The following is a 15206-nucleotide window of genomic DNA, read 5'->3' on the forward strand; positions in this document are numbered from 1 at the left end:
TCACCGCGTCTCTGTTGTCGGGGACGGCCTGCCGCCCGTTCGGCTGCGGGGTGTCCGGCTGTCGTGCCGGAGGGCCGTCACGCCGGCTCCCCGACCTCATGGGCGACCGCGGCCACGTCGGCCATCACCTGGAGAACACCGGGGAGTTCCGAGCCCCCGTCCAGATGGCGGTACTCGCTCCCGATGGTCACCACGAGTCGTTCGGGCAGGCCGAGCGCAGGGTAGCGGCCCTCGGTGATCACCCGGCGGGCCGCCTCGGCGGAGGGCACCCCTGCCGCGTGGAGGGTGTGGGCGCGCTCCCGTACGTATGCGAGGTAGGCCATGTGCTCGCGCACCCCGGCGGGATCGAGCACCGGTCCGTGGCCCGGCACGATCACCTCGGCGCCGGTGGCCAGGACGCGCTCGCAGGCATCGATCACATTGCTCAGGGGGCCCGCCCAGTGCACGGGATGGTCCCCGGGCTGCTGCGGGGACGAGGAGAAGATGACGTCTCCGCTGAACACGGTGCGCTGCGCGGGCAGATACACCATCAGGTCGCCCGCCGTGTGCGCGGGCGGCAGGGACGACAGCTGGACCGCGTACTCCCCCAGGGTCAGTTCGAGCTCACCGGTGAAGTAGGTCGTCGGCCGCACAGCCTCGGTGCCCGACCAGTCGAAGCCACCGAAGTGACGGCCGAGGTACGCACCGAGGGGGGTGGAGGGATCACTTCCGGCCACCAGCGCGTGCTGTTGCTGCGGGGTCGGGTCGTAGTGGATGTGCTCCAGCGCCTCGCGGGTCGCGATGATCTCCGCATCGGGGAGCACTCCCGCACCCCAGAAGTGGTCACCGTTGGCGTGGGTGACGATCACACGGTCGACGCTCACCCCGTCGGGCAGCCGCTTCTGGCTCTCCACCAAGAACTGTCCGGCCAGCAGCGTGTCGTAGGGGGTGTCGATCCACAGCGCGCCGCGCGGTGCCACGAGGAGACCGCAGTTGGCCAGGCCCCAGCCCCGTTTCGGCGGTAGCCAGGCATACAGGCCCCTACCGAGGTCGACGATGTCCCCACCCGTGATCGACATGGGGCGATTATGCCGACCTCGATCCGGGCACGCGTTCGAACTCGGCCAATATGCGCTCCCGGTGACGCAAAATCGCCCCTACCTCGGGCCAGCCCTCGCCGGTCGGTGACCGTCCGAGGTTGCCGCACATCGGGCCCACAGGAGATTTTCCACCTGATGTACGGGATTTCGACCGTCAGGAACGGGCCACGCCACGGATACCCACACAGCCGCGACAGAACCGGATCGGGCCGGCTACCCACCGAGCATGGCTGAAAATCGATGCCGCTTACGTGTCGGCCGCGGGGCTGCGGGAGCAGGTGCTTGCGGCCGGGGTCCGCTGGGCCTGCCGCGCCATCTGACCGGTCGGTGGCGCTGGACGCGGCCGAGGGGTCCGAACGCCGTCACGACACGCCGCGCACCGGGCCGATACGAGCGGCCCGGTGCGCGGTGGGGTGAGCGTGGAGGTCAGGCCTCCTCTTCGAAGTGGGCGTCCAGCGCCTCGTCGAGCTCGGCCGTCCACACCTTGAGGTCGCTCCGGGCCCCGGCCTCGACCTCGGCGTTGAACCAGCGGCGGCTCGACAGGTGGACCGTCACGGTGAACCGGCGTCCGAAGCGGCCGGTCTTGACCTCGACCGCGCCGATCTCGGCCCAGTCGAACTCCGCCTCCTGGTCGTCGAGCCGGAAGCGGACACCTTCGGCGTCCACTCTGATGGATCCGCGCCGGTCGCTGACCTCGAAGACGGGGCCGTCCTCGCCATCGGCACCTCCGCGCGACGCCTCGGACTCGGACTCAGCCTCAGTGGCTGCCTCGTCGTCCGACGAGGCAGCTGAACCCTCCGTGGCCGCGTCGCCTGCCTGGCTCGTGTCGCCGTCTCGGCTCGTGTCGCTGTCCTGGCTCTTGACGCTGTCCTTGCTCGCGTCGCCGTCGTCCGCCCCGGAACCGTCCACGGATCCGTCAGCCGCCTCCGTGGCGAGCGCGTCCGAGACCGCGGCCTCTCCGGTCCCCTCAGCCTCCCCTGTCGTCTCCTCAAGCCGCTGGGACGTCCCCTCCTCGGCTTCCGGCTCCGCCTCCGTCCGCGCGGGGGCAGGGGCCGTCAGGCCGGGGATGTACGCCGGGTCAGTGCCCGCGGCGAACTCTGGCTTGGTGTTCGAATCTATGCGCTGCTCCACGGCGGGCAGTATGGACGACGAACCTGTACGAGACCAGTCAACCGGGCCCCGCCCGGCCTGTCGGCGGGTCGCGGCCCGGCCGTGACACCGCCGTACGGAGCACCCGGACCCGGCAGGCACCGGAAAACGGACGACGGGTGGTGCGGGCTCCGCCGAACCCGCACCACCCGTCACTTCTGTCCCTCTGTCACACACCCGTGCGCCAGCGGTCCCGCCTCAGCAGGACTCAGTAGGCCCCGAAGACGTTGTCGATCGAGCCGTACCTGTCCGCTGCGTAGTTGCACGCGGCCGTGATGTTGGCGACCGGGTCGTAGCTGTCCATCGACGTACCGTCCACGTGGTACGCCTGGAAGGTCGGGTCGATGACCTGCAGCAGGCCCTTGGACGGGATGCCCGCAGCGGCGTTCGAGTCCCAGTTGTTGATGGCCTGGGGGTTGCCCGCCGACTCGCGGATGATGTTGCGGTGGATGCCCTCGTAGCTGCCGGGGATGCCGTGCTCGGCCATGACGGCGAGCGACTCCTTGATCCAGCCGTCGAGGTCGTCGGTGTACGAGACCGGCTCGGCGGCGGGCGTGCCCTCCGCGGCGAGGTTGGTGCTCGTACGCTCCGAGCGGTCGGCGCGGTCAGCGCTCTGCTCGGCACGGTCGGACGAAGCAGAGGCCTTGGATTCGGCCTTGGGGGCCTTGTCCGCCTTGTCGGATGACTTGTTCTCGGCCTTGGCACCAATGGTCAGCTTCAGACCGGGGTGAATCAGGTCGGGGTTTCCGCCGACAGCCTTCTGGTTCTCCTCGTACAGCGCCTTCCAGCCACCGCTCACGGAATGCTCGCGGGCGATCTTCGCAAGGGTGTCACCCAAGATCACGGAATACGTGGCGGACTCGGACTTCTTCGCTGCAATTCCCTTGCCGTTCACGGCAGTCGACGTCGCCGCCTTTTCCACGGCGGTCGGCTGTGCCGGGGCGGCGAAGGCGCCGGTCGCACCGATCACGGGGAGGGCCAGAGCGGCTCCGCCCGTGCTCACGGCGATGATGCCGCGGGTGAGCGAACTGGTCCTGGAACGACGGTGCTTAGCGATTTCGGGCATGCTGAATTCCTCTCCGTCGCCTACGAAGTGAGCTGTCGGGTTCGGGCTGGAGATGCCCGGCCGCATACGAATGCGACTTCACCCCGAGCCGCTCCGGAAACCGGATCGGCGCTTACTTGGGTCCCCCGCTCCTGCCGTACGAGAAGTGGTCGGGTAACCGGACGGCGGCAGGATTCGGCGTTCCGCCCGGAGTGATGGCGACCGTAGGCGAGAAATAGGGAAAGGAACAAGCCTGGTGCGGTGATCACAATTCATTCGCAAGATCGATTCTCGGGAATTCATGTAATCCACCCCACACAGCGCCGCCCATTCCTCTTGGCACAGAAGGGAACCGACCGCCGCGCTCCTGCGTCCGGGGCACATAAGGTGACCCTGGTCACTGAGTCCGATTCGGGCGATTTGCGCCCGAGCGAAGGCCTCAGGTCACACGAAATGGCCTTTTATGGATTACGGGATCAATTCCAAAAAGCGGCTCAAAACGGGCATACGACTCATGAATGACGCCTTCGGGCATACCGAGAGCGTTCGCGTGGAACCGATCCGCCTATGACGCAAAGCCCTCACCCCTCGGCCCCTCGGATCACCGTCCTGCCCGTTCAGCCCGGGGATCCGCCCTTCCGGGTCGTGGAGATCGACGGCGAGGTGGTCGGAAGCGCCACGGCCATGACGGACGTGCTCATCGCAGCCGCCGCGGCCGGCATCACGGTCGATGACCTCGACGACCCCGCGACCGTCCGGTGGGTGGGCGGAGGCAAGCTCAGCTGGAAGCCGCACTGAGAGGAGGAGGCAGCGGCGGCCGGGGCATACGCGCCGTCGGCCGCCACGGGAAGCCGGCCGCCCCGAAGGGCGGCCGCCGCACGAAGCAGCCACGACGAAAAGCGGTCCGGCGCGACAACGCGCCGGACCGCTTCTGTTGTGCGCCCGGTGTCAGCCCTCGATCCGGATGGCCAGCGCCGGGCAGACGGCCGCGGCCTGCTGGACGTCGTCGGCCCGGGCCGGGGCCGGTGCGGGGTCCAGCAGGACGGCGATGCCGTCGTCGTCCTGGTCGAACACGTCATCGGCGGCGACCACGCACTGCCCGGATGCCACGCACTTGTCCTGGTCGAGGGTCACTTTCATGAGCACTCCTTCGTCGTCGGTGTCGTTGTGCGTCGGGTGCGGCGGCCAGGGATCACCACGCCACGGGCAGTTCGTGGACGCCGTAGACCGACCCGTCGTGCTTGAAGGGGAGGTCCTCGATGCGGGCGTCCAGGCGCAGGGTGGGGATACGGCGGTACAGGGTGCTGTAGACGACCTGGAGCTCCAGCCGGGCCAGCGGCTGGCCGACGCACTGATGGACGCCGAAGCCGAAGGCCACATGACGCCGTGCGTCGCGCGTGAGGTCCAGACGGTCAGGATCGGCGAAGACCTCGGGGTCACGGTTGCCGATGTCGTTCGGCACGATGATCCCCTCACCCGCCCGGATGACCTCGCCGGCGATCTCGATGTCCTCCAGAGCAACGCGGCGACGCCCGGTGTGAGTGATGTTGAGATAGCGCAACAGCTCCTCGACGGCGCCGGCGACCACCTTGGGGTCCTCGGTCTCGCGCAGCAGGGCGAGCTGGTCGGGGTGTTCGAGCAGCGCGAGGGTGCCCAGGGCGATCATGTTCGCGGTGGTCTCGTGACCGGCGAGCAGCAGGAGTACGCCCATCTCCGCCGCTTCCCGGCGGGACAGCTCCTCGGCCCCCACCCGGGTGCCGAGCCCTGACAGGAGGTCGTCCGCGGGACGGGCGATCTTGTGCCCCATCAGCTCGTCCAGATAACCGATCAGATTGCCGTGGGCCGCGGCCCGCACCTCGGGATCCGCTGTGCGCCGGATGAGGGTGCCGCTGTTCTCCTGGAAGAAGTCATGGTCGGCGTAGGGCACTCCGAGCAGTTCACAGATGACGAGCGAGGGAACCGGGAGGGCGAACGCCTGGACGAGATCGGCCCTCGGCGGCCCGGACAGCATGGTGTCGATCAGCCCGTCCACGATCTTCTGGACCGCGGGGCGCATCGCCTCGACCCGCTTGATCGTGAACGGAGCTGTCACCATCCGCCGCTGCCGCGCGTGTTCGGGATCATCCATCAGGATGAAGCTGAAGCCGACCCCTCTGAGCGGCGCCTGAGCGGGATAACCGGGCCGGGTGATGTCGGCGCTGACCCTCGGGTCGGAGAGGAGGGTGCGCTGATCCGCGTAACGCGTCACCAGCCATGGTGTGCTCCCGTCCCACAGGCGGGCCTTCCTGAGCGGCCCCTGTTCCTGCTCGGCCTTCAGGCCGGGCGGCGGGTCGAAGGGGCAGCCCGCCGCCCTGTCCATCGGGAATTCCACAGCAGAGGGCACGGGCGCACCGTCCGTGTGTGCGGTACTGGTGGTGGTCATCGGTTCCTCACTTCGTCGTGCGGTGGGGGACGAGCCAGGCGGGGCGGCGTCAGCGGCAGGCCGTGACGGGTGCCGTCCAGAGCCCGACGACGGCGTCTATCAGACCGGTGGCGGTGTCATGCCAGTTCGCGCGAGGGGTCGAGGAGTTGTCGGCGAGTGCGCGTTCACGCTCCGCACAGGTGTGGATGATCAGGTTGCGCGACATGACGGCGCGCTCCACGTGGACGTCGGCAGGCAAGTCGGGCAGGCAGCGGTTCAGCCCTTCGAGCACCTGCAGCGTGGGCGGACAGGCCAGCGACTCCTCGGCCATGATGTCCCGCAGCGCCGGATCGGTCATGGCCTGGGCGCAGAACCGCGCGAACCAGGTGGGGCTGCCGAGTCCGGCCAGGTGTTCGGTGGTGGGCCGCACCAGGCAGCCCACCCACTCCCCTATGTTTGTGGGGTCTTCGACTCCGGCCAGGAGACGGGCGCGGGCCTCCTCGATCTGCCGGCTGTGCTTGCGGGCGATGGCGCGCACCAGGTCGGCCTTCGTGCCGAAGTGATAACCGACCGCCGCGTTGTTGCCCTGTTGTGCGGCCTCGCTGACCCGGCGGTTGGACACCGCGTAGACGCCTCGCTCGGCGAACAGTCGTTCCGCCGCGTTCAGGATCAGTTCCCTGGTCCCGCCGACCTGTTCGGTCCGCACCATCCGTTCCATCCGACATCTCCTCGGTCGAGGGCGTCCCGGAGCGTCCAGGAGAATCCAGCACCGGCGAGTCGGTCAAGCGACTGATTTAAAGATGGCCGAGATGGGTGCAGGGCCACCGCAGGAGGCCCTCCGAGCCACCGCGGACCCCGTCCCACCTGCCACGATCGGAGTGCGGACGGCGGAAGATCCACCTCCGCTCCCAGCCGTCCGGCACGGCCCGATGCGGCCGGGAGCCGGGCGGTACGACTCCGGCGTCTACCTGGAATTGGCGCAAAGGCACCGAGGCGGACAGCCGCACCCGGCGCATTCGGAAGAGTTGACCAGCAGGCAGTACCTGCAAGGAAAATGGACAATAAACCTTGCAAATGCAAGAGATTAATGTCTATCATGCGGCACATGCAGACCTACACCATCGGGCAGGCGGCGCGTCTTCTCGGCGTGAGCCCGGACACCGCCCGTCGCTGGGCCGATGCCGGGCGGGTCAGGACCCATCGCGACGAGAGCGGGCGCCGCCTCATCGACGGCGGCGATCTGGCCGCGTTCTCCACCGAGGTCGCCCAGACAGGACCGGGCGAGGAACCGGCCCCCTACACCTCGGCGCGCAACGCCTTCCCCGGCATCGTCACCGCGGTGAAGCTGGGTGATGTGGCCGCCCAGGTCGAGATCCAGGCCGGCCCGCACCGGCTCGTCTCGCTGCTGACCCGGGAGGCCGTGGAGGAGCTGGGACTCGAGGTCGGCATGCAGGCCACCGCCCGCGTGAAGTCGACCAACGTACACATCGACCGCACCTGACGCGGCGCCCGCCGCTCGCCGGCCGGCCCACACACACCCGTCAGTCCATCAGCCCGGCGGCGACGGCGGCCCCCAGTTCCCAGCACGCCTCGGTGTCGGCCTTGCCCGGCTCCCCGGTGACGGTCACGGCGTCGGCCGCGCGGCGCCAACCGAGGCCCGTCGTGATCGTCTCGATGCCCCGTACGGCGCCGGTGACATCACTGCCGCCGTGCACGTAGTAACCGAAGGAACGGCCCGACGTCTCGTCCAGGCACGGGTAGTAGACCTGGTCGAAGAAGTGCTTCAGAGCGCCGGACATGTACCCGAGGTTCGCCGGTGTGCCGAGCAGATAGCCGTCGGCCTCCAGCACATCGGACGCCGTGGCGGAGAGCGCCGCCCGCCGCACGACCCGGACACCTTCGATGCCCTCCGTCGTCGCGCCGGAGACCACTGCTTCGAGCAGGGCCTGACAGTTGGGCGAGGGGGTGTGATGGACGATCAGCAAGGTGGCCACATCTTCCGAACCTACCCGCTCACCGTCCCCGCCTCAGTCGGCGGCGCGGAAACCCCGCAGCCGGAGGCTGTTGCCGACGACGAAGACCGAGGAGAAGGCCATGGCCGCTCCGGCGATCATGGGGCTGAGCAGACCGGCCGCGGCGAGCGGGATGGCCGCCACGTTGTAGGCGAAGGCCCAGAACAGATTCGAGCGGATCGTGCCAAGCGTCCTGCGGGAGAGCCGGATCGCGTCGGCGGCCACCCGCAGGTCACCGCGTACGAGTGTCAGGTCACCGGCCTCGATGGCGGCATCCGTGCCCGTCCCCATGGACAGACCCAGGTCGGCCTGGGCGAGCGCCGCGGCGTCGTTGACCCCGTCGCCGACCATGGCGACGCTGCGCCCTTCCGCCTGGAGCTTCCGTACGGCCTCGACCTTGTCCTGAGGCATGACCTCGGCGATGACCTCTTCGATACCGACCTCGGACGCGACAGACGCGGCGACCGCCTTGTTGTCGCCGGTCAGCAGGACGGGGGTCAGCCCGAGGGCGCGCAGCCGCCGGACCGCTTCCTCGCTGGTCTCCTTGACCGCGTCGGCGACCTCCAGGACCGCGCGCGCCTCGCCGTCCCAGGCCACCGCGATCACGGTCCGCCCCTCCTCCTCGGCCGACTCCTTGGCGTACCTGAGCTCTTCGGGAAGCTCGATGGACCACTCGCCCAGCAGCTTCTCGCGGCCGACGAGGACCGCGTGGCCCTCGACGACGCCCTGGACACCGAGCCCCGGAACGTTGACGAAGTCCTCGGGGGCAGGCAGCGCGCCGACCTTCGCGGCGGCGCCTTCGGCCACGGCCCGGGCGATCGGATGTTCGGAGGAGTGCTCCAGTGCGCCGGCGAGGCGCAGCACCTCGGCCTCATCCGTGGCCCCTGCGGCGTGGACCTTCAGCAGCGCCATACGGCCTGTGGTGACGGTGCCGGTCTTGTCGAGGAGGATCGTGTCGACGCGGCGGGTGGTCTCCAGGACCTCCGGCCCCTTGATCAGGATGCCGAGCTGGGCACCTCGTCCGGTGCCGACCATCAGCGCGGTGGGCGTGGCGAGGCCCAGGGCGCAGGGGCAGGCGATGATCAGTACGGCGACGGCCGCGGTGAAGGCCGTCGTGAGTCCGGCGCCCGAACCGAGCCAGAAGCCGAGCGTCGCGAGCGAAAGCCCGATGACGACCGGCACGAACACCGCCGAGATCCTGTCGGCCAGGCGCTGTGCGGCGGCCTTGCCGTTCTGGGCCTCCTCGACGAGCCTGGCCATCCGGGCCAGCTGGGTGTCGGCGCCGACCCTGGTGGCCTCGACGACCAGACGGCCGCCCGCGTTGAGGGTCGCCCCGGTGACGGAGTCCCCGGCGGAGACCTCGACGGGCACCGACTCACCGGTGAGCATCGAGACGTCGACCGCCGAGGAGCCCTCGACCACTGTCCCGTCCGTGGCGATCTTCTCGCCGGGGCGGACCAGGAAGCGGTCCCCCACGTTCAGACCGGCGGTCGGCAGGGTGATCTCGCGGCCGTCACGCAGCACGGTGACTTCCTTGGCGCCGAGCTCCATGAGCGCCCTGAGGGCCGCGCCCGCCCTGCGCTTCGAGCGGGCCTCGAAATACCGGCCGGCCAGGATGAAGGCCGTGACACCGGCGGCGGCCTCCAGATAGATGTTCCCCGCTCCGTCGCTGCGGGAGATCGTGAATTCGAAGGGATGCGTCATGCCCGGCATCCCCGCCGTTCCGAAGAAGAGCGCCCACAGTGACCACAGGAACGCGGCCGATGTGCCGACCGAGATCAGCGTGTCCATGGTGGCCGCGCCGTGCCGGGCATTGGTCCAGGCGGCGCGGTGGAAGGGCCAGGCCGCGTACGTGACGACGGGGGCGGCCAGCGTGAGGGAGAGCCACTGCCAGTACTCGAACTGAAGGGCCGGGATCATCGCCATCGCGATGACCGGCGCGGCGAGCAGGACAGCGGTCACGAGCCGCTGACGCAAGGGCCGCAGCTCTTCGTCGGCGCGCTCGTCCTCACCGTGGTCGCCGGTGGGTGCGCCGGTGGTGCCGGGCTCGGGCCGGGGCGGCGCGGGCGGCCGGGCGGTGTAGCCCGTGGCCTCGACCGTGGCGATCAGATCGTCGACGGAGATGTCCTCGGCGAAGTCGACCCTGGCCTTCTCCGTCGCGTAGTTGACCGTGGCCTCCACGCCATCCATACGGTTGAGCTTCTTCTCGACCCGCGCCGCGCACGACGCGCAGGTCATGCCGCCGATCGCGAGCTCGACCCGGGTGGCACCGGGAGTGGCTGGAGTCATTTCCCCGCTCCTCGTCCGTACAGGACCTTGTATGCCCGTATACCCCTCAAGGGTATCTCTTCCTATGGCCAGGTATACCCCCCACCCGTATAAGTGGCAAGTTTCGGAGGTGCGTGATCGCAGATACCCCCAGGGGGTATGTACGAGCGGTCGCCGCCCGCCCGGTCACGGCCCGCCGGGTCCCGCGCTACAGCGAGGCGAGGCGGGCCAGCGTCTGTTCCAGTTCCTCGCGCAGCACACGGCCGGCTGCCTCGCCGTCCCCCCGCAGGACGGCGTCCACCAGCGCGGCATGCTCTTCGTCACCGTGGTTCGGATCCCCGGAGCGCAGGCTCAGCAGTTCGAGCATGTCGATCAGCCCCTTGCGCAACGTGGGGACGAAATCGGTGAACAGCGCGGAGAGCACAGGGTTGTGTGCGGCCGCCACTACAGCGGCGTGCAGGGCGATGTCCGCGTCGACGAACTCCGTGTCGCCGGCGCTCGCGGCGGCACGGCGTCCGGCCAGGGCCCTGGCGATACCGACGAGGTCACCCTCCGTCCGCCGCCGCGCGGCCAGTCGCGCGGCTTCGACCTCGATGCCGACCCGGACCTCGTAGACGTCGGTGACGGCCGCACGGCGCAACCGCGTGGCCCAGTCCTCCACGGGCTCGGCTGCGATGACGAAGACACCCGCCCCTTGTCGCGCCTGCACCAGCCCCGCCCCGGCGAGTGCGCGCAGCGCTTCACGGACCGTGGAACGCCCGACTCCGAGGTCCGCGGCGAGTGTCGTCTCGCCGGGGAGTTTCGTCCCCACGGGCCAGGCGCCTCCGGTGATCTGCTCGCGCAGATGCTCGGCGGCCTGCTCGACCAGGGGCGATGGCCTCAGGGGTCCCAGCGGCATATGAGTCACTTCCCGATCACACCTCAGGTTGTCTGAGGAGTTTGTTGAAGCTACTGTACCCGGCATGCCGCTGAACGAGCTCCTTCTCCTCGTCCGCCGCTGCGGGGCCTGACACGACCGACCGGCCCCCCGCAGCGGGTGCCGGGCTGTGCCGGTCGCTCCACGGCCGACCGAAAGCGTTTCTTCGCGATGAGTCTCTCCTCAAGCGCCCCGGCGCCCTCAGGCACCCCTGTGCCTACAGACACCCCGGCGCCCTCAGATATCCCGGCGCCCCCGGGCTCTCCTGCCGCCTCCGGGCCCACGGCGTTTCCCACTCTGCGCACGCCGTCCGGCGCCCTCCCTGCGGACGCACCGCCGTGGAACCCCCAGCGCCCGAGCGCGATGCCGCACCACCGCTACCGCTCCGCCCACGACCGGGTGGCACTGCCCCTGACGGGCCGCACCTGGCCCTCGCGCCGGCTCGAACGAGCCCCCCTGTGGGTGCCGGTCGACCTGCGGGACGGCAATCAGGCGCTGGCCGAGCCCATGGACACCGAGCGCAAGCGCCGCCTGTTCGATCTGCTGGTCACCATGGGCTTCAAGGAGATCGAGGTCGGTTATCCGTCCGCCAGCCGGACCAACTTCGACTTCGTCCGTCACCTCGCACAGAGTGGTGCGGTGCCCGACGACGTGACGATCTCCGTGTTCACCCCGGCGCGTCAGGACCTGATCGACCGGACCGTCGACTCCGTGGCAGGCCTCCCCCGCACTCTCGTGCACCTCTACACCGCCACCGCACCCGTGTGGCGGGACGTCGTCCTGGGGCGCTCGCGCGCCGAGGTGCGGACGATGATCCACAAGGCGGCGACGCATCTGTTGCGACGGGCGGAGGAACGACCGGGTGCGGACATCCGGTTCGAGTTCTCGCCCGAGGTCTTCAACCTCACCGAACCGGACTTCGTCCTGGAGATCTGCGACGGTCTCACCGAGCTCTGGGAGGCGAGTTTGGACCGCCCGGTGATCCACAACCTGCCGGCGACCGTGGAGATCGCCACCCCCACCGTGTACGCCGACCAGATCGAGTACATGCACCGCCACCTGGCGCGCCGCGATTCCGTGATCCTCTCCGTGCACCCCCACAACGATCGCGGTACCGGCGTCGCCTGCGCCGAGCTCGCCGTGCTGGCGGGCGCTCAGAGGGTGGAGGGCTGTCTGTTCGGCAACGGCGAGCGCACGGGTAACGTCGACCTCGTGACGCTGGCCCTCAATCTGTACGCGCAGGGCATCGATCCGATGATCGACTTCTCCGACATCGACACGGTCCGCGACGTCGTGGAGCACTGCAACCGGCTCCCGGTCCACCCCCGGCACCCCTACGGGGGCGAGCTCGTCCACACCGCGTTCTCGGGCACCCACCAGGACGCCATCGCCAAGGGCATGGCTCACCACGCGCAGCGGGCCGCCGAGTCCGGGACGAGCCCGGGGGAAGCCCCCTGGGAGGTGCCGTACCTGCCGATCGACCCGGGTGACGTCGGCCGTACGTACGAGGAGGTCATCCGCATCAACTCCCAGTCCGGCAAGGGAGGAATCGCCCATCTGCTCCGCACGCACCACGGGCTCGACCTGCCGCGGGCGATGCGCCCGGACTTCCCGCGCACGGTGCAGCACGTCACGGACGACACCGGGCGCGAGCTCTCCCACAAGGAGCTGTGGGACCTCTTCCGCGCCACCTACCTCGCCCCCGCCCACGACGGCCCCCTGACACTGGAGTCCTGGAGCACTTCGGAAACCGGCCCCGGCGAGCACGCGTTCACCTGCGAACTGCGCGCCGCCGGGCACGTCCGCTCCTGCCGCGGCACCGGAAACGGCCCGCTGTCCGCCCTGACGGACGCATTGCGTTCGGCGGGTGTCACGGTCGATGTCCTGAGCTACGCCGAACACTCCACCACCACCGGCCCCGGCAGCCCGGCCGTCGCCTACGCACAGTGCCGTACGGACGGGGTCACTTGCTGGGGATCCGGCTGGGACACCTCGGTCCTGGCCGCCTCCGTCCACGCCGTCATGGCCGCCGTCAACCGTGCAGGAGCACAACCCCGATGATGACCGAAACACCCCCTGTACTGCGCGTCCGCGACGTCGACCTCGTGCGCGACGGAAGCCACATCCTGAGCGAGGTGTCCCTGACCGTACGAGCCGGCGAGCACTGGGCGCTGCTCGGCTCGAACGGCGCCGGCAAGAGCACGCTGCTCAGCCTCCTCGGAGCGCTCGCGCACCCCACCCGCGGCACGGTGGAGGTCCTCGGACATCAGCTGGGCCGGGTCGATCTGCGTCAGCTGCGTACGTACGTCGGCCATGTCGACCCGCGCCACGCGCTGCGCTCGCCGCTGAAGGTCCGGGACGTCGTCCTGACGGGCCTGACCAACAGCATCGAGCCCCTGCCGCGCTGGAGGCCCATGCCCGAACAGGTGGAGCTGGCCGACACCCTCACCGGTCTGCTCGGCCTGGCCGGGCGTCGCGAGGCACGTTGGCCGACCCTGTCGCAGGGTGAGCGGGGGCGTGCCCTGATCGCGCGGGCACTCATGCCCCGGCCACAGCTGCTGCTCCTGGACGAACCGGCGACAGGGCTGGACGTAGCAGGACGTGAGCAGCTGATCGAGCGGATCGACACACTTCAGCAGAGCTCACCGAAGCTCGCCTCGGTCCTGGTCACGCACCATCTGGAGGAGCTCCCGCCGGGTACGACGCACGCGATGCTGCTGCGTGACGGTCGGTGCCTGGCGGCGGGCCCCGTCGACGAGGTGCTGACCAGCGATCAGATCAGCAAGTGTTTCGACCACCCGGTCCACCTCAGCCGCTTCGAAGGCAGGTGGAGCGTGCGGACGAGCCGCCGACCCCGCTGAGGGGCCCTACCGCACCAGGCAGGGCCGCTTGGCGTCGAACGTCCAGCCCGGCACGAGGTACCGCATGGCCTCGGCGTCGTCCCGCGCCCCCAGCGCCCGCTTCCGGTAGAGCTCATGGGCCGCGAGCAGGCGGTCCATGTCGAGCTCGACGCCCAGGCCGGGGGCGTCGGGCACGGCGATCTCGCCGTCGGTGATGCGCGGCGGGTCGACGGTGAGCCGCTCAAGGCCCTCCTGCCAGATCCAGTGCGTGTCCAGGGCGTTGTACGCGCCCGGGGCTGCGGCACCGCAGTGCGTGATCATCGCCAGTGAGATGTCGAAGTGGTTGTTGGAGTGGCAGCCCCAGGTCAGACCCATCGCATCGCACAGCTGGGCCACGCGCACGGACCCCTGCATGGTCCAGAAGTGCGGGTCGGCCAGCGGTATGGACACCGACTGGAGGGCCAGCGCGTGGGTCAGCTGGCGCCAGTCGGTGGCGATCATGTTGGTCGCGGTCGGCAGACCCGTGGCGCGGCGGAACTCGGCGAGGATCTCGCGCCCCGAGTAGCCGTCCTCGGCCCCGCAGGGGTCTTCGGCGTACGCGAGGGTGTCCACCAGCGGGGCGCACAGCTCGACCGCCTCGCGCAGGGACCAGGCGCCGTTCGGGTCCAGGGTGATCCGCGCCCCGGGAAAGCGGTCCTTCAGCGCGCGTACGGCCCGGACCTCCTCGGCACCGGGCAGGACCCCACCCTTGAGCTTGAAGTCCTGGAAGCCGTAGAGGTCGTGGGCGGCCTCGGCCTGGCGGACGATCGCATCGGGGGTGAGTGCCTCCTCGTGCCGGATGCGGTGCCACTCGACGTCGGCGCCCGGTTCGCGGACGTACTCGAGGTCGGTGCGGTCGGGATCGCCGACGTGGAAGAGATAGCCCAGCACGCGCACGGAGTCCCGCTGCTGCCCGTCGCCCAGCAGCGCCGCGACCGGTACGTCGAGGTGCTGGCCCAGCAGGTCGAGCAGGGCCGACTCGACGGCGGTGACCGCGTGCACGGTGGTCCGCAGGTCGAAGGTCTGGGCGCCGCGCCCGCCCGAGTCGCGGTCCGAGAACCGGCTCCCGATCTCGCGCAGCACGCGCTTGTAATCGCCCACCTTCGCCCCGACGACCAGCGGCTCGGCATCCCGCAGTGTCCGGGTGATCGCCTCGCCTCCGGGCACCTCCCCCAGCCCGGTACGGCCTTCGGAGTCCTTGAGGACGACGATGTTGCGGGTGAAGAAGGGGCCGTGGGCGCCGGAGAGGTTGAGCTCCATGCAGTCGCGGCCCGCGACGGGATAGACGGCGAAGTGGGTGATGGCGGGCTGACTCACGTCTCATCTCCATACGCAGATGATGTACATGTATGAGAACGGAGATTAGACGTGTGAACGCGACCCGGTCAATGGGTGTGCGCCCGGCCGATGCGTGGCCGGCCTGTGAACGGTAGGGGGCGGCGGCCACGCCGGACGGT

The 15206-nt window shown here is 69.8% G+C and carries 14 protein-coding genes and 1 riboswitch; of the genes, 4 read left to right on the top strand and 10 right to left on the bottom strand.

Going from position 1 to position 15206, the window contains the following annotated elements:
• Positions 1–77: 77 nt before the first annotated feature.
• The 3 genes from OG623_RS07230 to OG623_RS07240 form a co-directional block, all read right to left on the bottom strand.
• Entirely contained in the window at positions 78–1058 is a 981-nt protein-coding gene (locus OG623_RS07230; protein WP_406145333.1) for an MBL fold metallo-hydrolase, read from the bottom strand.
• Between the two features lie 447 nt (positions 1059–1505).
• On the bottom strand, positions 1506–2210 hold the full coding sequence (locus tag OG623_RS07235) for a hypothetical protein (RefSeq protein WP_406145335.1): 705 nt from the start codon (positions 2208–2210) through the stop codon (positions 1506–1508).
• 226 nt (positions 2211–2436) lie between these two features.
• Positions 2437–3294 carry a transglycosylase SLT domain-containing protein gene (locus OG623_RS07240; RefSeq protein ID WP_406145336.1) on the bottom strand — a complete coding sequence of 286 codons (858 nt, stop codon included), beginning with the start codon at positions 3292–3294 and terminating at the stop codon, positions 2437–2439.
• 4 nt (positions 3295–3298) lie between these two features.
• A riboswitch (cyclic di-AMP (ydaO/yuaA leader) is annotated at positions 3299–3484 on the bottom strand.
• 356 nt (positions 3485–3840) lie between these two features.
• On the opposite strand from OG623_RS07240, the gene OG623_RS07245 reads away from it, so the two are divergent.
• The gene (locus OG623_RS07245) at positions 3841–4071 is read left to right on the top strand and encodes a hypothetical protein (RefSeq protein ID WP_406145337.1); all 231 of its coding nucleotides are present in this window, start codon (positions 3841–3843) and stop codon (positions 4069–4071) included.
• A 150-nt stretch (positions 4072–4221) separates the two neighbouring features.
• Here OG623_RS07245 and OG623_RS07250 read toward each other — a convergent pair whose 3' ends face one another.
• The 3 genes from OG623_RS07250 to OG623_RS07260 are packed head-to-tail and all read right to left on the bottom strand — an operon-like array spanning position 4222 to position 6392.
• The gene (locus OG623_RS07250) at positions 4222–4413 is read right to left on the bottom strand and encodes a ferredoxin (protein WP_406145339.1); all 192 of its coding nucleotides are present in this window, start codon (positions 4411–4413) and stop codon (positions 4222–4224) included.
• A gap of 52 nt (positions 4414–4465) precedes the next feature.
• On the bottom strand, positions 4466–5695 hold the full coding sequence (locus tag OG623_RS07255) for a cytochrome P450 (RefSeq protein WP_406145341.1): 1230 nt from the start codon (positions 5693–5695) through the stop codon (positions 4466–4468).
• A 49-nt stretch (positions 5696–5744) separates the two neighbouring features.
• On the bottom strand, positions 5745–6392 hold the full coding sequence (locus tag OG623_RS07260) for a TetR/AcrR family transcriptional regulator (protein ID WP_406145343.1): 648 nt from the start codon (positions 6390–6392) through the stop codon (positions 5745–5747).
• Between the two features lie 387 nt (positions 6393–6779).
• Between OG623_RS07260 and OG623_RS07265 the strand changes: the two genes are divergently transcribed.
• Positions 6780–7175 carry a molybdopterin-binding protein gene (locus tag OG623_RS07265; protein ID WP_406145344.1) on the top strand — a complete coding sequence of 132 codons (396 nt, stop codon included), beginning with the start codon at positions 6780–6782 and terminating at the stop codon, positions 7173–7175.
• Positions 7176–7215: 40 nt separating this feature from the next.
• Here the strand turns inward: OG623_RS07265 and OG623_RS07270 are convergent, their stop codons facing one another.
• The 3 genes from OG623_RS07270 to OG623_RS07280 form a co-directional block, all read right to left on the bottom strand.
• On the bottom strand, positions 7216–7668 hold the full coding sequence (locus OG623_RS07270) for a flavodoxin family protein (protein WP_406145346.1): 453 nt from the start codon (positions 7666–7668) through the stop codon (positions 7216–7218).
• Positions 7669–7701: 33 nt separating this feature from the next.
• On the bottom strand, positions 7702–9975 hold the full coding sequence (locus OG623_RS07275) for a heavy metal translocating P-type ATPase (protein WP_406145348.1): 2274 nt from the start codon (positions 9973–9975) through the stop codon (positions 7702–7704).
• 187 nt (positions 9976–10162) lie between these two features.
• A complete protein-coding gene (locus OG623_RS07280; RefSeq protein ID WP_406145349.1) occupies positions 10163–10852 on the bottom strand; it encodes a FadR/GntR family transcriptional regulator in 690 nt (229 codons plus the stop codon).
• A 381-nt stretch (positions 10853–11233) separates the two neighbouring features.
• Between OG623_RS07280 and leuA the strand changes: the two genes are divergently transcribed.
• Together leuA and OG623_RS07290 are read left to right on the top strand one after the other, a co-directional pair.
• The gene (gene leuA, locus OG623_RS07285; protein ID WP_406145351.1) at positions 11234–12931 is read left to right on the top strand and encodes a 2-isopropylmalate synthase; all 1698 of its coding nucleotides are present in this window, start codon (positions 11234–11236) and stop codon (positions 12929–12931) included.
• Positions 12928–13731, top strand: coding sequence for an ABC transporter ATP-binding protein (locus tag OG623_RS07290; RefSeq protein ID WP_406145353.1), 804 nt, complete (start codon positions 12928–12930; stop codon positions 13729–13731). Before leuA ends, OG623_RS07290 begins: the two co-directional genes overlap by 4 nt.
• A gap of 6 nt (positions 13732–13737) precedes the next feature.
• On the opposite strand, the gene OG623_RS07295 is transcribed toward OG623_RS07290, so the two are convergent.
• Positions 13738–15066, bottom strand: coding sequence for an enolase C-terminal domain-like protein (locus tag OG623_RS07295; protein WP_406145354.1), 1329 nt, complete (start codon positions 15064–15066; stop codon positions 13738–13740).
• Between the last annotated feature and the right edge of the window lie 140 nt (positions 15067–15206).

The organism is Streptomyces sp. NBC_01012, assembly GCF_045162755.1.
GTDB lineage: Bacteria > Actinomycetota > Actinomycetes > Streptomycetales > Streptomycetaceae > Streptomyces.